At 45.2% G+C, this 18,580-nt stretch carries 18 protein-coding genes and 1 pseudogene; all 19 read left to right on the forward strand.

Annotated features, from left to right (window positions below):
* Window positions 1-448, forward strand: a 448-nt coding sequence (locus tag KKI13_04930; protein ID MBU4488391.1) for a peptidoglycan-binding protein, incomplete at its 5' end; no start/stop codon positions are given.
* 193 nt (window positions 449-641) lie between these two features.
* A complete protein-coding gene (locus tag KKI13_04935) occupies window positions 642-899 on the forward strand; it encodes a peptidoglycan-binding protein (protein ID MBU4488392.1) in 258 nt (85 codons plus the stop codon).
* A gap of 12 nt (window positions 900-911) precedes the next feature.
* Window positions 912-1,883, forward strand: coding sequence for an OmpA family protein (locus KKI13_04940; protein ID MBU4488393.1), 972 nt, complete (start codon window positions 912-914; stop codon window positions 1,881-1,883).
* Between the two features lie 171 nt (window positions 1,884-2,054).
* Window positions 2,055-2,198 carry a DUF2934 domain-containing protein gene (locus tag KKI13_04945; GenBank protein MBU4488394.1) on the forward strand — a complete coding sequence of 48 codons (144 nt, stop codon included), beginning with the start codon at window positions 2,055-2,057 and terminating at the stop codon, window positions 2,196-2,198.
* A gap of 345 nt (window positions 2,199-2,543) precedes the next feature.
* Window positions 2,544-3,992 (forward strand): annotated as a pseudogene (locus tag KKI13_04950) (saccharopine dehydrogenase NADP-binding domain-containing protein).
* Between the two features lie 61 nt (window positions 3,993-4,053).
* Window positions 4,054-5,520 (forward strand): potassium/proton antiporter, encoded by a 1,467-nt coding sequence (locus tag KKI13_04955; GenBank protein ID MBU4488395.1) that lies wholly within the window; start codon window positions 4,054-4,056, stop codon window positions 5,518-5,520.
* A 468-nt stretch (window positions 5,521-5,988) separates the two neighbouring features.
* Window positions 5,989-7,893, forward strand: a complete 1,905-nt coding sequence (gene glmS, locus KKI13_04960; protein MBU4488396.1) for a glutamine--fructose-6-phosphate transaminase (isomerizing) — start codon at window positions 5,989-5,991, stop codon at window positions 7,891-7,893.
* Complete coding sequence (rsmI, locus tag KKI13_04965) at window positions 7,890-8,579, forward strand: 16S rRNA (cytidine(1402)-2'-O)-methyltransferase (GenBank protein MBU4488397.1); 690 nt, start codon at window positions 7,890-7,892, stop codon at window positions 8,577-8,579. The genes glmS and rsmI overlap by 4 nt, the downstream gene beginning before the upstream one ends.
* Before the next feature lie 160 nt (window positions 8,580-8,739).
* A complete protein-coding gene (gene pyrR / locus KKI13_04970; protein MBU4488398.1) occupies window positions 8,740-9,294 on the forward strand; it encodes a bifunctional pyr operon transcriptional regulator/uracil phosphoribosyltransferase PyrR in 555 nt (184 codons plus the stop codon).
* Window positions 9,291-10,238 carry an aspartate carbamoyltransferase catalytic subunit gene (locus KKI13_04975; GenBank protein MBU4488399.1) on the forward strand — a complete coding sequence of 316 codons (948 nt, stop codon included), beginning with the start codon at window positions 9,291-9,293 and terminating at the stop codon, window positions 10,236-10,238. Before pyrR ends, KKI13_04975 begins: the two co-directional genes overlap by 4 nt.
* A gap of 69 nt (window positions 10,239-10,307) precedes the next feature.
* A complete protein-coding gene (locus KKI13_04980) occupies window positions 10,308-11,600 on the forward strand; it encodes a dihydroorotase (GenBank protein MBU4488400.1) in 1,293 nt (430 codons plus the stop codon).
* A gap of 1 nt (window position 11,601) precedes the next feature.
* A complete protein-coding gene (locus KKI13_04985) occupies window positions 11,602-12,834 on the forward strand; it encodes an endonuclease Q family protein (protein ID MBU4488401.1) in 1,233 nt (410 codons plus the stop codon).
* Between the two features lie 54 nt (window positions 12,835-12,888).
* Complete coding sequence (locus KKI13_04990; GenBank protein MBU4488402.1) at window positions 12,889-13,674, forward strand: dihydroorotate dehydrogenase electron transfer subunit; 786 nt, start codon at window positions 12,889-12,891, stop codon at window positions 13,672-13,674.
* Window positions 13,665-14,576 carry a dihydroorotate dehydrogenase gene (locus KKI13_04995; GenBank protein MBU4488403.1) on the forward strand — a complete coding sequence of 304 codons (912 nt, stop codon included), beginning with the start codon at window positions 13,665-13,667 and terminating at the stop codon, window positions 14,574-14,576. The genes KKI13_04990 and KKI13_04995 overlap by 10 nt, the downstream gene beginning before the upstream one ends.
* Before the next feature lies 1 nt (window position 14,577).
* A complete protein-coding gene (gene pyrF / locus KKI13_05000; GenBank protein MBU4488404.1) occupies window positions 14,578-15,291 on the forward strand; it encodes an orotidine-5'-phosphate decarboxylase in 714 nt (237 codons plus the stop codon).
* A 12-nt stretch (window positions 15,292-15,303) separates the two neighbouring features.
* The gene (gene pyrE / locus KKI13_05005) at window positions 15,304-15,873 is read left to right on the forward strand and encodes an orotate phosphoribosyltransferase (protein ID MBU4488405.1); all 570 of its coding nucleotides are present in this window, start codon (window positions 15,304-15,306) and stop codon (window positions 15,871-15,873) included.
* Window positions 15,874-15,893: 20 nt separating this feature from the next.
* Complete coding sequence (locus KKI13_05010; protein MBU4488406.1) at window positions 15,894-16,493, forward strand: hypothetical protein; 600 nt, start codon at window positions 15,894-15,896, stop codon at window positions 16,491-16,493.
* The gene (locus KKI13_05015) at window positions 16,486-17,010 is read left to right on the forward strand and encodes a DUF2764 domain-containing protein (protein ID MBU4488407.1); all 525 of its coding nucleotides are present in this window, start codon (window positions 16,486-16,488) and stop codon (window positions 17,008-17,010) included. The genes KKI13_05010 and KKI13_05015 overlap by 8 nt, the downstream gene beginning before the upstream one ends.
* 23 nt (window positions 17,011-17,033) lie before the next feature.
* Window positions 17,034-18,580, forward strand: a 1,547-nt coding sequence (locus tag KKI13_05020) for a V-type ATP synthase subunit A (protein MBU4488408.1), incomplete at its 3' end; no start/stop codon positions are given.

An 18,580-nucleotide genomic window follows, 5' to 3' on the forward strand; every position in this document is an offset into this window, starting at 1 on the left:
AGAAGCGAAAGAAGAAAAGATTATTCTAGGTCCCGAAGAACTGCAAAAAAACAGAATTCAAACGGCTCAGAATTCACTCGAGAAAAAGGGATTTGATGTCGGCTCTCTAGATGGAAAAATGGGCTGGCGAACAAGAGATGCCATTAAAGAATTTCAAAAGGCGAAAGGGCTCAAAGTAAGTGGATTTCTTGACACGAAAACATGGTCGGAATTAAATCAACCGGTCAAAAAAGATAAAATAAAATCCAGTTCAAAACAGTTAAAAAATGTCAAAGAAATACAGCTTGCTCTTAAGAAAGCTGGCTTTAATCCAGGCCCTATAGACGGAAAGACGGGAAGTAGAACAAAAAGGGCTATAATCGAATTTCAAAAATCTAAAAACTTGGCGGCAAACGGCGTGCTTAATGATGAGACCGCCAAGGAATTAGAAAAATACATAATGGAATAATAGTTTAAAAGGAGGAATCATGCGAGTGATAGTAAAAATAGCAACAGTATGCGTTTTATCTTTGTTTTTAAGCGGGTGTGTTACAGGCAGAAAAGATGCTGCCAAGCCGCAGATTCAACAACTTCAAAGTAGAATCACGCAATTAGAGCAGCAATTAGAGCAAAGAGACGGTGAGATAACCAATTTAGAGGATATGCTGGAAGAAAACCAAAAGGCGCAAAGCTATTCGACAAAAAAGAGCAAGCCGACGGAAAGCTCTTCCAAACCCTCCATAAAGGATATCCAGATAGCTCTTAAAAATGCAGGATATTATGCAGGCCCTGTTGACGGTAAGGCCGGTGAAAAAACAAAAAAGGCTATAGAAAGTTTTCAGAAGACAAGCGACCTGACTCCCGATGGCGTAGCGGGTCAAAAGACATGGGCAAAATTAAAAAAGTATCTGGATAGATAAAAGAGCAATAATATGAACAAAATCTTGAAAACTTTCATCAAATACGGTTTAGTCTTTATTTTAGTTTGCATGACGGTTAATTCTTTCGCCTTTTTTAGCGAAGAAGAAAAGGAAGCAAGGCGTAAGAAAGAAACAGAAGAATTGCAGGAACGTTTCAAATGGTGGCCTACCGATGCAACACCGGGTCCGGTAAAGGATCCGGACAAAGGGGGATATTGGTGGTGGCCTACCAAGCCCGGCAAAGTAGGGCCGTTATGGGGGAATAGGGGCTGGGTTTATGTATATAAGATAATATTTGATTACAAAGAAGAAGAACTCCCTCCGCCTAAGCCCGAAGAACCAAGGCCTTCGCTTTTAATAAAGAAGATGATAAAGAATGTCAAAATATACTTTGATTTCGATAAATCGGATTTAAGAGATGATACAATAAAAATATTAAATGAAGCTATTGGTACTTTGAAGAGAAATCCCGAATCGAGCATACTTATAACAGGAAATTGCGACATCCGCGGCTCCGAAACTTATAATATGAAATTGGGAAAACATCGGGGTGAAACTGTGAAACATTTTATGTTGGCTCACGGCATTCCAGAGAGCCGTATTCTAATAATTTCCAGAGGAAAACTTGATGCGATAGCTCCAATAACAGACATGGTGGGTATGCAGAAAGACCGTAATGCACAGTTTATGATTGCCGAGGTAGAGGAGGTCATGATTCCTTATCCTAAAGATCTAGAGAATATTAATGCAACACCGATTGAAGAAGGCAAATATCTCGTTGAAGAAAAAGAGAATGTAGAGTCGGCAATTAAGGTTTCGACACGAGAATATGTTGTGAAAAAAGGCGACACATTATCCGGTATCGCAGCAAAAGAATACGGCGGTGCCTATAGATGGAAATACCTGTATGAGTTGAATAAGGATGTAATTAAGGATCCGAATAAACTCAAGGAAGGGCAGAAGATAATTATACCCGTTGAATAAGGAGGCGCGAAGATATGAAAAAGGAACAAGCTAATAAAAAAATTTGGCGAATCTGCTTTGGGGTAATACTCTTTTATTTCGTTGCTGTTATCATAGCATATGCAAATCTGAAGAAATGAAGGGCCGACAATATATTCTGTTAAATGTAACAACAGGAACTAGGAGGGAGTTGTGGAGACAAAAATAGATTTAACGAATCTTATTAGAGAAAAGGCAAAAGAGTTGTGGGAAAAGGACGGACGCAAGCAGGGCCGTGATATGGACTATTGGCTACAAGCTGAAAAGATTGTAAAAGCTCAGGCGAAAAAACAATAAATCAAGATTTATAATAAGAATAACGGCAGGTGTTTTTGCGCCTGCCGTTATTACCTTTAGGGTGCAGTGACGCTAATGGGAAAGTTGACGGTTTTATCCGTTTATAAGGATAATTTATGAATCCTGAATCGGTAATGAATTTTTGAGAGGAGAGAGATAGGCTATAAGGTTATTCCACCGTAAAAAATTTGACACTTTAAAAAATGTATGTTAAACTTATAGTATCATGATAAATAGAAGGAGACGGTTGTTTAAAATCTTGCTCTCTTTTTAAAAAACATTTTGCTATATACAGGCAAAATGTTTTTGTGTTTAGTAACCATAAAAAAGGAGGGCAATTTTATCATGGTGTTTAAAAATAAAATTCTAATAGTAGGATACGGATCTGTCGCAAGATGTGCTTTTCCCATTCTCCTCAAACATATCTCCGTCCCATACAAGAATATCACAATAATAGATTTTATCGACAAGAAAAAAGAGCTTTTGCCCTGGATTAAACGCGGCGTAAAATACATCCAGGAAAGAATCACCCCCATCAACATTACTTAAATCCTTTCGCAGCACGTTTCTCCCGGCGGTATCGTAATTGATCTTTCATGGAACATAGATTGCATCGAGATGCTTAACTGGTGCCATGAGAATAAAGTTTTATATGTTAATACATCGGTAGAAGAGTGGGACCCATATGCCGATATTCACAAGAAAACACCGTTTCAGAAATCTCTTTACTACCGCCAAACGGAGATACGGAAGATAACGTCCCGCTGGAAAGGGCCCATGACGACAGCTGTCATAGATCACGGCGCCAATCCCGGGCTCATTTCTCATTTCACAAAAAAAGGCCTTGTAGACATCGCTCACAGATTATTGCGCGATAATAATCTTTCGAAAAATATAAAAAATAGAATCACGCAATGCCTCAAAACAAAAATGTTCGCCCATTTAGCGAAAGAGCTAAACGTTAAGGTCATTCATATAAGCGAACATGATACGCAAATTACCAATAAACCAAAAAGGTATAATGAATTTGTGGGGACATGGAGCATTGAGGGCCTGCGGGAAGAAGGTATCGCGCCGGCAGAAATGGGGTGGGGAACCCATGAAACGGATATACCTTTATTTTCTACATTTCCGCCCTCAAACAGCAAGAATCAGATTTTTCTATCTCAGATGGGGATGAATACATGGGTTCGCTCGTGGGTCCCCAATGAGGAAATAATCGGCATGGTTATACGCCATGCCGAAGCAATAAGCATTTCAGATCACCTTACTATTAGAGAAAAAGGGAAAGTAATATATTGTCCTACGGTGCATTATGCATATATGCCATGCAACGAAACAATAGTATCTCTTCATGAACTAAGATGCCGGAATTATGATCTTCAGAAACGCTTAAGGATTATGAATGATGAAATTACGGAGGGCGATGATGTGCTGGGTGCCCTTATTATGGGTCATCGTTATAACTCTTGGTGGACGGGAAGTATACTCAGCATTAAAGAGTCACGCAGACTTGTTCCGCATCAGAACGCGACAACAATACAGGTGGGAATAGGGGCAGTATCGGCAGTCATGTGGATGCTGGAGAACCCGCAAAAAGGGTTGTGTATGCCGGACGATCTTCCTTATGAGTATATACTTAATATAGCGCGACCGTATCTGGGGCAATTTGTGTCGATGCCTTCTGATTGGACCCCGCTTAAGAATTATCAGATTTTCTTTAAGGAAAATCCTAATCTATGCCTAGACAGGAAGAATGTCTGGTCGTTTAAGAATTTCTTATTTTGTGATTAACAGATTGGCCGTTTCCCTCTATCCGGTTGCCGGGGATTCTGACCAGGGAGCCTAATTTTGTATGCCGATTGAAAATATTTTATTATGGGTTGCGGTATTGATATTCGTGAGCGTTATTTCAAGCAAGCTTTCCGATAAATTTGCTATCCCTGTCTTATTGCTATTCTTGGCAATCGGGATGCTTGCCGGTTCAGAAGGAATAGGCGGTATTTATTTTGATAACGCGCAGCTGGCGAAGTCTATTGGCATTGTCGCCCTCATTTTTATCATTTTTTCCGGAGGCCTCGATACCAATTGGAAAGACACCAGATCGGTTATTTGGCCGGGAGTTATCCTTTCGACAGCGGGAGTACTGATTACCGCAATCATAACAGGCTGCTTCGCCGTCTATATTCTAAAGTTTTCTTTTTTGGAAGGAATGCTGCTTGGTTCCATAGTTTCTTCAACCGATGCCACTGCCGTATTCAGTATTTTAAGGTCCAAACGAATAAGCCTGAAGAAACCTTTGAAGCCCTTACTTGAGTTTGAATCCGGTAGTAATGACCCAATGGCTGTTTTCTTGACTGTCGGGTTTATTAGTATTCTGACGGCAAAAAACATGAGTATCACCGCCCTGATACCCAAATTCATGCTAGATATGGGCGTAGGAGCGCTCGTAGGTTATCTCATAGCGAAATTCATAGTATTTTTCATTAACCGTCTGAAATTGGAATATGAAGGTCTTTATCTGGTAATAATGATTTCGTTCGTTCTGCTAACGTATGTAATTGCCGTTTTCTTAAAAGGCAGCGGGATTCTTGCGGTGTATCTTACAGGTTTGATGCTGAGTCAGGCAGAGCTTCCAAACAAAAAGATGATCATGAGATTTCATGACGGTTTAGCTTGGCTTATGCAAATCGTCATGTTTATAACGTTAGGTTTGCTTGTCTTTCCTTCGCATATTATTCCATTAATAGGAGCGGGATTTTTACTTACGTTTCTTCTTATGATGGTTGCCCGTCCTGTCAGCGTATTTTTGTGTCTGCTGCCATTTAGGATGGGTGTGCGGAAAAAAACTATGATTGCTTGGGTTGGTCTTCGAGGGTCTGTCCCTATTATATTGGCAACATTTCCTTTCATGGCAGGTATCCCACAGGCGGATACCATTTTTAATGTCGTATTTTTTGTAGTGATTGCGTCGGTTTTTATTCAAGGGACATCTATTCCAATTTTTTCTAAAATATTAAAACTGGACGTTCCTTTGGGTAACAGGATAAATTATCCCATTGAATTCGAAAAGACAGAAGCCATTGACGCAGATTTGACAGACATTATCGTTCCGTACGATTCAGAAGCAGTGGGTAAGAAAATTAGTGATTTAAGCGTCCCGGAGAAATGCCTTATTGTACTTATTTCTCGGGAAGGAAAATTTGTTATACCGTCCGGTTCTACGATTATAGAAAGTGGCGATGTGTTACTGGTGCTTGCAAATGCGGCGGATTTTTCGGTTCTTCACCGAACGCTGGCGCGTCTTAAAAAAGAAAGGTAATAAGAGATTGTCGATTGCCAGGCAAGAGGATTTGATAGGCAGAAGAAGCTTAAAAGAGGTCAGTGAAAAGAAATCCCGAAGTAATCGACCTTACAGCTCAAGAAAAGTCATTGCCTATGCAAAGTGGTTTCCGATACCCTATATATGTCCTTTAGAAAAATAGTCTCGGTATAATGAGAAACAAAGCTGATATCTTGACACCGAGACAGCTGCGTGTTTTAATAAAAAATCGCTCCTGCTCTCCATTGAACATTAATTTAGTTAGGTGTAAGATTGACCTGCCCTGAGGGACTAAGAAAGTCATTGAAAATAGCAGGATATTCTGATACAATATGGGGTCTAAAGTGGTTCTAAATAGTGGGTTAAATAGTGGTTTTTGGGAGCGTCTACCGTCGGGAGAGCAGCTAAAATCCCCATGGGGACGCCAGCTATTTAATATTCCCCTTTCAAAAATAAAAGGAAAACAACATGTGCGGGATAATCGGATATGTGGGAAATAGGGAAGCGGTGGATGTCATTCTGGAAGGTCTAACCAGGTTAGAATATAGAGGATATGACTCTGCGGGCATAGCCGTCCTTAACGACCACGCCATAGAAGTAATCAAGAAACCCGGCAAATTGGCCGTGCTTAAAAAAGAACTGGCGGATAACCCGTTGACCGGACATGTGAGTTTGGGCCATTCAAGGTGGGCTACGCACGGCGTGCCCAACGAAGCGAATGCCCATCCTCATTGGGACTGTAAGAAAGAGATCGCGCTTGTCCATAACGGTATTATAGAGAACTACCAGGACCTTAAGGAAAAACTCATAAAAGAGGGCCACGAATTCCGCTCCTATACCGATACGGAAGTCATCCCGCACTTAATAGAAAAATACTACGACGGCGATCTGGAAGAGGCGGTGCGAAGGGCCGTCAAAGTGTTGAAGGGCGCTTACGCCATAGCAGTACTGCATAAGAACGAACCCAATCGCATCGTGGCCGCGCGCTGCGAAAGCCCGCTTATAGTGGGGCTCGGTAAGACAGAGAATTTCGTCGCAAGCGATATACCCGCCATACTTAAATACACAAATAAAGCGCTCTTCCTTAATGATTTTGAGATAGTTTCATTGACAGACAAGAAAGTAAGAGTCAGCGATTATCATAACAAACCTATTATAAAGAAGCCGATAGAAGTAAAATGGGATATCGCACAAGCCGAAAAGGGCGGGTTCAGACATTTTATGCTAAAAGAGATACACGAACAGCCCAAGATAATATCGGATATCCTTAAGGCAAGAGTCCGCGGGAACAGAATATCTTTCGAAGAACTAAAAGTGGGCGAGAAGCTTCTTAAGAAGATAAATAAGATCGCCATTGTAGCATGCGGCACGGCATATCATGCCGGTTTGAACGGTAAATATATGTTGGAATGGCTCGCGCACGTACCGGCGCTGGCCGACACGTCGAGTGAATTCAGATATAGAAACCCCATAGTGGATAAAAATACGCTTGTAATAGTGGTATCCCAGTCCGGCGAGACGGCAGACACGCTCGCGGCGCTTAGAGAGGCAAAGCAAAAGGGCGCGACAGTAATCGGCATAATCAATGCATTAGGAAGCTCCATCGCGCGCGAGGCCGACGGTGTTATATATACTCATGCAGGCCCCGAGATATCCGTAGCTTCAACAAAGGCATACACAGCACAACTTGCGATACTTTATCTTTTTAGTCTATATCTGGCCAGGCTAAGAGGCAAGAGAAGCCCGCAGGAAATAAAAGACTATCTGACAGAATTTAAGAAGATCCCCCATCTTTTGGAAAAGATATTAAAGAGGTACGGTACCGAAAAGTCGGATATGATACAAAAGGCGGGAGAATTCAACATCGAATACCACAAACGCCTGAAGGAATATCACCAGAAGGATCCGCAGGAAAGAAAGAGGGCCCCCAACTGCTTCTTCTTATTTTTGGGCAGAAACGTAAACTACCCAAGCGCGCTGGAAGGGGCGCTCAAGCTGAAGGAAATATCGTATATAAGCGCCGAAGGCTACCCTGCCGGCGAAATGAAGCATGGGCCGATCGCTCTCATCGACGAAAACCCCTGGACGGTATGCATAACGCCCGAATCCAAATTGCACGAGAAGATGATATCGAACATCATGGAGATAAGGGCGCGCCGCGGCATAGTGGTGGCCGTAGCTACGGAGGGCGACGAAGAGATAAGAAAAGTAGGCGCCCAATATATAATAGAGATCCCGCATGTAAAAGAAGAGACGTTGACCCCGTTTTTGGTTGCTTTGCCTTTACAGCTTCTGGCGTATTTTGTTGCGCGCGAGTTTAAGGAAGATATAGACCAGCCTCGTAATCTGGCGAAATCCGTAACCGTAGAATAAAGATTAAAATGTCCGGGACACTATATGTAGTCGCAACTCCAATCGGGAACCTAGAAGACATAACGCTCCGCGCTATAGAGGTGCTGAAGCAGGTTGACCTTATAGCGGCCGAGGATACCCGCCATACAAAGATACTCACAAACCGCTACGGCATAAGTACACCCCTTACGAGCTATTTTCAATATAACGAAATCAAAAAGACCGAGCCTCTAATAGCCGCCCTTAAAAAAGGGAAAAATATCGCCCTTGTCTCCGATTCGGGCACACCGGGCATATCAGACCCTGGCTTTACTATAATACGAGAAGCTATCAGAGAAGGCATTTCAGTCGTACCAATACCCGGGCCGTCGGCTTTTTTGACGGCTTTAAGCATATCAGGCATGCCCACCCACAAATTTGCGTTCGAAGGCTTCCTCTCCAATAAGTCCGCCCATAGACGGAAACAGTTAGAAGCGCTCAAACAAGAGGAGAGGACGATCATAATGTATGAATCGCCGCACCGTCTGCTTAAAACGCTTAATGATGTAATGGAAATAATGGGTGATATCAATATCGTGTGCGCGAGGGAATTAACCAAAAAGTTCGAGGAATTGCGGCGCGAGAAAGTGAGCCAGACCATAAAGCATTTTTCCGAAACAAGGATATTGGGCGAGTTCATCATTATTTTTAACCTAAAAAATCCTTGACAAAAAGAGGTCGGTGTGATAGTATTGATCTCAACAAAGCCTTTTAATCCCGGCCCTGTGAGGCCGGAAAAGGAGAAAAAATGAAGAGTAGTAAGGTTAAAATTGAGCCTGTTCGCGCTGTGTGAACAGGCATTTTTTTGTCTAAAAAAGGGGAGCACCCATGAGTTTAAAGGAAAAAGCAAAGATAATGGATAAAGAGGCCGTAGATAAGGCCCTAACCAGAATTGCGCACGAAGTCCTTGAAAAGAATAAGGATACGGAAGCGCTCGCCATAATAGGCATTAAAAACCGCGGGGCATATATCGGTAGCCGCCTCCGGGATAAGATAGAAGCGATAAGCGGGAAAAGGCCGCCTGTCGGCGCGCTTGATATAACGCTATACCGCGATGACCTTACCCAAATAGCGGAACAGCCGGTTGTCCACGCTACAGAGATAGATTTCAATATAGACGGCAAAAAGGTGATACTGGCCGACGACGTCCTTTATACGGGCAGGACGATAAGATGCGCCCTTGACGCTCTTATAGATTTCGGCAGGCCAAACCAGATACAGCTCGCTGTTTTAATAGATAGGGGCCACAGGGAACTCCCTATAAGAGCCGATTATGTCGGTAAAAACGTGCCGACATCTCTTAAGGAAGTCATAGAAGTCAAACTGTCGGAGGTTGACGGTAAAGACGAAGTTATTATTTGCGAAAAGGTTGAGGGCAAATGAAGAACGAGACGAAAAATAAAACTATATGGACAAAAAAGGACCTTCTTGGCCTGGAATATCTTTCGCCGGAAGAAATAGAGCTTATTTTATATACTGCCGGCAGTTTCAAAGAGGTCACTACTCGTCAGATCAAGAAAGTACCGGCCCTCCGCGGCAAGACCGTGGTAAACCTTTTCTACGAACCTTCCACCAGAACAAGGACCTCTTTCGAGTTGGCGGCGAAACGGCTTTCTGCCGATGTCATAAATATCGCAACGGAATCTTCTAGTGTTATAAAAGGGGAGACGCTCATAGACACGGGGAGAAACATCGAAGCCCTAAAAATAGACATAATAGTCGTAAGACATAACTGCTCCGGAGCGCCGAATATTCTGGCGCGGGCGGTCAAGTCAAGCGTTGTGAACGCCGGCGACGGCTGGCACGAGCACCCCACGCAGGCCCTTCTCGATATGTTTACTTTAAAAGAAAAATTCGGCAGGATCGACGGATTAAATGTCAGCATAATAGGCGATATAGCCCATTCGCGCGTGGCGAGGTCTAACATATGGGGGCTTACAAAGCTTGGGGCGAAAGTGACTGTCTGCGCGCCGCCGCTTTTGATCCCTGAGGGGATAGAAAAGGCAGGCGTAAAAGTTACGAGCGACGTGGATGTGGCGTTAAAGGATGCCGACGCGATCAACGTGCTGCGCATGCAGTTTGAGCGCGACGAGGCGCTTCGCTTTCCGTCGAAGATAGAATATTTCAAAAAATACGGTATTACGACAGAGCGGCTTAAAAATTGCAAAAAAGACATAGTCGTCATGCACCCCGGCCCCATAAACAGGGGCATCGAGATATCAAGCGAGGTCGCCGACGGCGCAAATTCGGTCATACTCGAGCAAGTTACGAACGGCATAGCGGTAAGGATGGCCGTCCTTTATCTTGTATCGCACGCCAAAAAATAAAGTTAGCTATCAGTCGTCAGCTGTCAGCCTTCAGCTGATAGCTGAAAGCCGATAGCTGAAAGCCGAATCATGAAATACCTAATAAAAAACGGAAGACTGATTGATCCGGCCAATTCCACAGATGATTTCCTCGATATTCTGATATCGAATGGAAAGATCGAAACGATTGGAAAGGGGTTGAATACCGACACGGACGAGGTAATAGATGCTAAGGACAAAATTGTGGCACCCGGCCTTGTGGACATGCACGTCCATTTAAGAGAGCCCGGAAGGGAAGACAAGGAGACCGTGTTCGCGGGGACAAGAGCAGCGCTTAAGGGCGGGTTTACAGCGGTCCTTTGCATGCCGAATACGGAACCTGCCATAGATAACCCGACAATAGTCAAACTCCTGAAAGACATAATAAAAAAAGACGCATTTTGCGAGGTGTATATTACAGGCGCCATTACCGAAAACCGCGCTGGATGTAAAATCACGGATTTTAAGGCGCTGAAGAAAGAAGGGATTATTGCCGTTTCCGACGACGGATCGTCCGTTGATGATAAAGGCGTTATGTGTAAAGCATTAAAAGATGCGAAAGAATCGTCCCTTCTTCTAATAAGCCACTGCGAAGATAAAAATATAAGCGGCTGCGGCGTGATAAACCAGGGTTTTATCTCTACAAAGATGGGATTGCGCGGCATTCCGCGCGAGGCCGAATACGAAAGAATCAGACGGGACATCCAATTAGCCGATAAAGCTGCCAGCGCCATCCATATCGCCCACGTAAGCACAAAGGAATCAATCGAGATAATAAGAAAAGCAAAGCAGAAAGGCATAAAAGTGACGGCGGAGACAGCGCCTCATTATTTTATTCTTACAGAAGATTGCTGCGTAACTTACGATACCAATACAAAGATGAATCCGCCGCTCAGGACAAAAGAAGACGTGATCGCCATAAAAGAGGCCCTTCGGGACGGCACGATAGATGCGATAGCGACGGACCATGCGCCGCACACCGATTCCGAAAAGGATGTTGAGTTCGAATTTGCTCCCTTCGGCATAATAGGCCTTGAGACCGCCTTAAGCCTGGCAATCGCGGAACTTGTGGATAAAAAAGTGCTTTCTTGGCCGGAACTCATTCTTAAGATGTCGGCTAATCCGGCAAAAATATTAGGCATAGACGCCGGCGCATTAAAGGAGAAAGGTCTGGCAAATATAGTTATTATAGATCCAGCAAAAAAGTATATTTACAAAAAAGAAACGATAGAATCCAAGGCGAAAAACTCACCTTTTATAAATTGGGAATTACAAGGCAAGGCAGAGACGGTATTCGCGAACGGCAATTTAGTGATGAAAGACGGCGCTATCCGGCCGAAATAAAATGCCATACATAGCGGACCTACATGTACACTCAAAATACTCAAGGGCCACAAGCCGTGATATGGATGTGGAAAACTTAAGCAAGTGGGCCAAGATGAAAGGCGTCGATATGCTGGGTACCGGTGATTTTACCCACCCCGCATGGCTTAAAGAACTGAAAGATAATCTTACCGAAAAAGAGTACGGCATATATACGCATGGAAATATAGATTATATTCTTGCAACGGAAGTCTCCAACATATACTTTAAGGCGGGCAGGACGCGTAAGGTCCACAATATCATAATGGCGCCTTCGTTTAAAGCGGCCGAGGAAGTGAATAAGACGCTGTCAGAATACGGCGCTCTCGATTCCGACGGAAGGCCGATCCTGAGCCTTGAATGCGACAAGATGGTAAAGGCATTGTGCAAGATCGACAAGGATATAATGATAATACCGGCGCATATATGGACGCCGCATTTCAGCCTCTTCGGCTCCAATTCCGGATTTGATAAAATAGAAGAATGTTTTGAAGATGAAACGCCGTTGGTCAGCGCGCTCGAAACGGGGCTCTCTTCGGACCCGCCCATGAATTGGCGGCTGTCAGCCCTCGATAAATACACGCTCGTTTCAAATTCGGATGCCCACTCGCCGTCAAAGATAGGGCGAGAAGCAAATGTTTTTAAGGACAAGATCGGCTATAAAGAGCTGAAGACAATACTTGAGCAGAAGGACAGGGAGAAGTTTTTGTATACGGTAGAATTTTTCCCCGAAGAGGGGAAGTACCATTGGGACGGCCACAGAAGCTGCCAAGCGCGGCTTTCGCCCGAAGAGGCCAAAAACGTAAACTATAGGTGCCCACATTGCGGAAAGAAATTGACCATAGGCGTAATGAATAGGGTCGGGCACCTTGCCGACAGGCCGGAAGGTTTTGTGTCGGAGACGGCGCCCGGCTACCGGAACGTTATACCGCTTATAGAGATCATAGCGGACGCGATGGGCGTGGGCAAAGAGTCAGTTGGAGCGGGAAGGGAGTACCATTCGCTTATAAAGCGGCTCGGCAGCGAGTTTAATATACTTCTTTATATGCCCAAGGAAGAAATTCTCGAAAAGTGCCCGCCGAAGATAGCAAGCGGCATAATAAACGTACGCGAAGGGAGAGTAAAAGTTATTCCCGGATATGACGGCGCATATGGTACAATAAAAGTATTCGATGAAGGCAGCATAAAAGAAGACAAGCAACTAACGTTCTTTTAATTGTACACCTACGCGGTGTGAAACACACCGCGTAGGTGTAACACGATAGAGAATATGGCACAACAAATAATCGCAAAGATAATATCGCAAAAAGAAGTAAAGCCGGGCTGTTTCAAAATGGCCCTTTTGGCGCCGGCAATTGCAAAGGCGGCGTGCCCGGGCCAGTTTCTGCATATTCGCTGCGGCAGCTCAAGCGACCCTCTTTTGCGAAGGCCGGTAAGCATACACAGGATAGACAAAAGTTCCCTCGAGATATTGTATAATGTCGTAGGCAGGGGTACAGAGATACTGTCAAAAAAGAAACCCGGTGGCAGCGTGGACATAATAGGGCCGCTCGGCAACGGTTTCAATATATACGAAAATAGCGGTTCGGTCAAGATGCTCGTCGCCGGCGGAATGGGCGTTGCGCCGCTTCTCGGGCTTTCGGAAGAGCTGAAGAGACATAAGACTAAAAGCATAGTCATATTAGGGGCAAAGACAAAAAATCATATACTTTGCGGTAAAGAGTTTAAAAAACTAGGCGCCGAAGTATATATAGCGACCGAGGATGGAAGTATGGGCAAGAAGGGCCTTGCCACAGATCTGGCGCGCGAAATCATACATTCAAAAAGATACAAATGGCACGAAATGTGCATTTATGCCGCGGGGCCCACGGGCATGATAAAAACACTTTGTAAATTAATGGAAGGATGCAGCCTTGAATCGCAGGTGTCGCTTGAAGAGAGAATGGCCTGCGGCCTCGGGGCGTGCCTAGGATGCGCCGTTGATACCCAGGCAGGATATAAAAGAGTCTGTAAAGACGGACCGGTCTTTAAACTTTGCGATATTATATGCGAATAAATACAAAAATAAAAATCGGCAATATAGAAATGAAAAACCCGGTGGCGGTTGCTTCCGGCACGTTCGGCTACGGCGACGAATTTGAGGGCCTTACCGATATAAAATCGCTCGGCGCCATTGTGACAAAGACCATAACGCTTCATGCTCGGGTGGGCAATAAACCTCCGAGGGTTACGGAAACGCCGGCCGGCATGCTCAATTCAATAGGGCTTGAGAACCCCGGCGTTGAGAGATTCTTAAAAGAAAAGATGCCGTCATTGGTCAAGTTTAAGATACCCATAATCGTGAGCATTGCGGGCGAGAGCACAGAAGAATACGCGGAGATTGCGAAAAGGCTCGATTCCGTAAGAGAGATAGACGGCATAGAAATAAACATCTCGTGCCCCAATATACAGACGAATGAATTGATAGCGCAAAACGAGATTCTAACGGCCGAGGTTGTCAAATCGGTAAAGAGCGTGACAAAAAAGACCGTCATAACAAAATTGTCGCCTAATGTGACGAACATAGTTTCAATAGCAAAAGCGGCGGAATCGGCAGGCACTGACGCCATATCGTTAATAAACACGATTACGGCGATGGCCGTCGATATAAAGACTAGAGAAAGCAGATTGGGCAATATTACGGGAGGCCTAAGCGGCCCCGCAATAAAACCCATAGCGCTTCATATGGTGTGGAAGGTATATCGCAGCGTCGGGATTCCGATAATAGGCATGGGCGGCATAATGGACTGGAAGGATGCCCTGGAATTTATTCTTTGCGGCGCGAAAGCGGTAATGGTAGGTACGGCTAATTTTGTAAATCCGGACGCCGCCGGCGAAATAATAACCGGCATAGAAAATTATCTGAAAAGCGCGAGGGCACAAGACATAAGCGGCCTCGTAGGTAAATTAAGGGTTTAAAATGGGAAAAGGCGACAAAATTATAATAGCGCTCGATGTCAACAGCATGGAAGAAATGGAAAAGCTGGTTAGCGAATTGCGCTCCGTTGTGAAGATATTCAAAATAGGGAGCGAACTATTTGCTTCCTGCGGTTTCCAGGCGATAGATATGGTAAGGCAAAAAGGCGGCAAGATATTCTTGGACCTTAAATTTCACGATATACCCAATACCGTCATTCATGCATCCAGGGCCATTACAAGGTACGGCATCCACATGTTCACGGTTCACACAATGGGCGGGTTCGACATGATGAAAGGCGCCGTAGAGGCGTCGCGCGAAGAGGCGTCGCGGCTTAAGACGCCGCCTCCTTTAATATTGGGAGTCACGATTTTGACATCGATGAGCGCCAAAGATATTTCCTCCGTAGGAATAGACGGCACTGTTCCGGACGAGGTATTAAGACTCGCAAAACTTGCGGAACAGGCAGGCCTCAGCGGTGTTGTAGCATCGCCTCGCGAAGTGGCCCTGCTCAGGAAAAATTTAAAAAAGGATTTTTTAATAGTTACGCCGGGGGTCAGGCCTTTGTGGAGCCGGAAGAATGACCAGGAAAGAGTGGCCACCCCAAAAGAGGCTATAAAAAGCGGCGCGGATTACCTTGTCATAGGAAGGCCGATAACAGCGGCGGAAGATCCAAAATCCGCCGCAGAAAAAATAATAAGCGAAATAGGCGATTAGCAAGGGGAGAAGATGCAGAAAGCCGGAATCATAGATATGTTCAAAAAGCGGGATGCTTTTCTAAGCGGCCACTTCAGGCTTACAAGCGGCCTGCATAGCGGCCATTACCTTCAATGCGCGCTTGTGCTGCAATATCCGGAAGATGCCGCAAAACTGGGAAGAGCGATAGCCGACAAATTTAGAAAAGATAAAATTGATGTTGTGGCGGGACCGGCCCTGGGTGGTATAATAATAGCGTATGAAGTAGCCCGCTCTTTGGGTGTAAGGTGCGTCTTCGGCGAGCGGGAAGAAGGGCGCATGAAGCTGCGGCGCGGGTTCAGCATAAAGCCGGGCGAAAAGGTGCTTTTAGCCGAAGATGTCGCGACAACGGGCGGCTCGCTTAAAGAACTGGCGCGCCTTATCAGAGAATCCGGCGGCGAGATTGTCGGGATGGCGTCTATAATAGATAGAAGCGGCGGAACGACCGACTTCGGGGTTCCTTTTAAGACGCTCATGATGTTAAATATAGAAACATTCGAGGAAAAAGACTGCCCGCTTTGCAAAGAATGTATCCCTATCATGAAGCCTGGTTCAAGGAAGTAATTGAAATCAAAGGAGATGTTATGGCAGAAGATCTCAAAAATCTTATAGAAAAGATACGCGAAGAAGGCATCAAGGCCGCCGAAGATAAGGCGCGGGCAATAGAAGGCAAAGCAAAAAAACTCGCCGATAACATCGTACAGGACGCCAGGCACAAGGCCGACGATATAATAAAAAGAGGGGAAGAAGAAGCGAAGAAGACGGAAGAGAGCGGCTACGCATCATTGAAGCAGGCGGGGCGGGATATTATGATAAGCCTGCGCAAAGAGATAAACTCGATGCTTTCTAAAATAACAGCCGGACGTATGAGAGAAGCCCTTACCCCCGCCGAAATGGCAAAAGTGATAAGCGCGATAATAAAAGAAGGGCCAAAGACTTCAAAAGAAGGCGTTATTATCTCGGCAAATTCAAAAGATATTGAAAAACTGGAAAAGTCTCTTATGGCAGAGCTGGGCGACGAGATAAAGCAGGGCATAACGCTTAAAAGGTCCGATGAAATAACTGGCGGCTTTATAATAAGCTATGACTCCGGGAAGTCTTATTTCGACTTTACGGATAAATCGCTTGCCGCGCATATAAGTTTTCGCATGAACCAGAAATTGAAAGAGCTTTTAAATGTCTAATTATTATCCTTATCTTATGGCGAGCCTGCCGTTTCTGCAGTTCGGGGCAAAACCGCCGTTTCCGTCCGAACGGCTGATAGATATATGCGGTACTTTCGTATCGGACGACGACATGGAGAGGATAAAAATGGCATATGCGCCCGTAGATGCCGGTTACGATACCGGCCAGCCGACGCTAAGGGCGTGGCACGATTTTGAGATAGCGCTCCGGAACGAGCTCGTAAGGCTGCGCGCTCCGAAAAGGCACCTAGACCCCATTAAATATTTAAGAGAAGACGGCCATGTAAGCCCGCACGCTTTGCATGTAGCATTCCAGGCCTCGAAAGCTGCCTCTTTAGTAGAATCCGAGAAGCTGCTTGATGAAGAAAGATGGCGCATGCTTGAAGATGTGGAAGTCGGCCATTATTTTGATGTGGACCGCATTATAATTTACGCTTATAGATTATTTTTACTGGAAAAATGGGAAAACATAAACACCGCGGATAAAGAGAAGCTTCTTTCAGCGGTACTTCACTAACATTTTAATATAAGGCAGACGTTATGGCAGGACAAAGAAGAGGTAAGATAGTAAAAGTTAACGGCAACATGGTAACAGCCCAGACAGATGCGTTCATCGTGCAGAACGAAGTCGCATATGTTCTGCATGGAAAAGAGCGCCTTAAATCGGAAGTCATCCGCGTGAGGGGCAATAATGCCGAGATGCAGGTATATGAAAGCACAAGCGGCATACGCGTAGGCGAAGAAGCGGATTTTACGGGCGAACTTCTTTCCGTGGAACTCGGCCCGGGGCTCCTGGGCACGATCTTTGACGGGCTGCAGAACCCGCTGGATCTTCTTGCCAAAGCCCACGGATTTTTCCTGAAACGCGGCGAATATATTGACGCGCTTTCGGATAAAGCTATGTGGGAATTTACGCCCGTAAAAAAAGAAGGCGACATAATCAAAGCCGGCAGCTGGCTGGGGCATGTCCCTGAGCACATATTCAAACACTATGTAATGGCGCCTTTTGGTCTTGCGGGGCCTTTGGAGATTGTAAAGATTGCCAAAGCGGGCCGTTATAATATAAAGGATATAATAGCACAGTTAAAGAGTTCCGACGGCAAGAAGCACGATGTTACGATGTTGCAGATATGGCCGGTCAAGATACCCATAAGCGCGTATAGCGAAAAGCTGAAACCCTCCGTACCTCTTGTTACCAAGATGCGGATCATAGATTCGCTATTTCCTGTTTCGAGAGGCGGCACATATTGTATACCGGGGCCTTTCGGCGCCGGCAAGACAGTGCTGCAACAGCTGACAAGCCGCCACGCAGAGACGGATATAGTGGTCATAGCCGCATGCGGCGAAAGAGCGGGCGAAGTCGTTGAGACGCTTAAGACATTTCCTGATATAAAAGATCCCAATACCGGCAGGCCGCTGAGCGACCGCACAGTCATAATATGTAATACAAGTTCCATGCCGGTTGCGGCAAGAGAAGCCAGTGTCTACACAGCCGTAACAATAGCCGAATATTACCGCCAGATGGGCCTGAATGTTCTTTTATTGGCCGATTCCACCTCGCGATGGGCCCAGGCGATGAGAGAGATGTCGGGCCGTCTTGAGGAGATACCGGGCGAGGAGGCATTTCCGGCGTACCTCGAATCCAGGATAGCATCTTTTTATGAAAGAGCCGGCGAGGTAAAGCTGAATGACGGTGGGACCGGCTCAGTTACAATAGGAGGTACTGTAAGTCCCGCCGGCGGGAACTTCGAAGAACCTGTTACCCAGGCGACGCTTAAAGTGGTGGGGACTTTTCACGGGTTATCAAGGAAAAGATCCGACGAAAGACGGTATCCGGCCATAGATCCTCTGGCGAGCTGGTCGAAATATAAGAGCTTCATAGACGAAAAAGACATGACGGCCGGCCATAACATTCTGCGAAAGAGTAACGATGTAGCGCAGATGATGAAAGTCATAGGCGAGGAAGGGGTCTCGCTATCGGATTATATCGATTATCTCAAAGGTGAATTTTTAGATTTTGTCTATCTTCAGCAAAATGCGTTTGATGAAGTGGACGAAGCCACCTCGAAGGATCGACAGAAATATAT

The organism is Candidatus Omnitrophota bacterium (genome assembly GCA_018894435.1).
Taxonomy (GTDB): domain Bacteria; phylum Omnitrophota; class Gorgyraeia; order JAHIPI01; family JAHIPI01; genus JAHIPI01.

Coding starts and splice junctions, on each gene's coding strand:
- KKI13_04935 (MBU4488392.1), top strand. CDS start 642: ATGCTGGAAGAAAACCAAAAGGCGCAAAGCTATTCGACAAAAAAGAGC.
- KKI13_04940 (MBU4488393.1), top strand. CDS start 912: ATGAACAAAATCTTGAAAACTTTCATCAAATACGGTTTAGTCTTTATT.
- KKI13_04955 (MBU4488395.1), top strand. CDS start 4,054: ATGCCGATTGAAAATATTTTATTATGGGTTGCGGTATTGATATTCGTG.
- glmS (MBU4488396.1), top strand. CDS start 5,989: ATGTGCGGGATAATCGGATATGTGGGAAATAGGGAAGCGGTGGATGTC.
- pyrR (MBU4488398.1), top strand. CDS start 8,740: ATGAGTTTAAAGGAAAAAGCAAAGATAATGGATAAAGAGGCCGTAGAT.
- KKI13_04975 (MBU4488399.1), top strand. CDS start 9,291: ATGAAGAACGAGACGAAAAATAAAACTATATGGACAAAAAAGGACCTT.
- KKI13_04980 (MBU4488400.1), top strand. CDS start 10,308: ATGAAATACCTAATAAAAAACGGAAGACTGATTGATCCGGCCAATTCC.
- KKI13_04985 (MBU4488401.1), top strand. CDS start 11,602: ATGCCATACATAGCGGACCTACATGTACACTCAAAATACTCAAGGGCC.
- KKI13_04990 (MBU4488402.1), top strand. CDS start 12,889: ATGGCACAACAAATAATCGCAAAGATAATATCGCAAAAAGAAGTAAAG.
- KKI13_04995 (MBU4488403.1), top strand. CDS start 13,665: ATGCGAATAAATACAAAAATAAAAATCGGCAATATAGAAATGAAAAAC.
- pyrF (MBU4488404.1), top strand. CDS start 14,578: ATGGGAAAAGGCGACAAAATTATAATAGCGCTCGATGTCAACAGCATG.
- pyrE (MBU4488405.1), top strand. CDS start 15,304: ATGCAGAAAGCCGGAATCATAGATATGTTCAAAAAGCGGGATGCTTTT.
- KKI13_05010 (MBU4488406.1), top strand. CDS start 15,894: ATGGCAGAAGATCTCAAAAATCTTATAGAAAAGATACGCGAAGAAGGC.
- KKI13_05015 (MBU4488407.1), top strand. CDS start 16,486: ATGTCTAATTATTATCCTTATCTTATGGCGAGCCTGCCGTTTCTGCAG.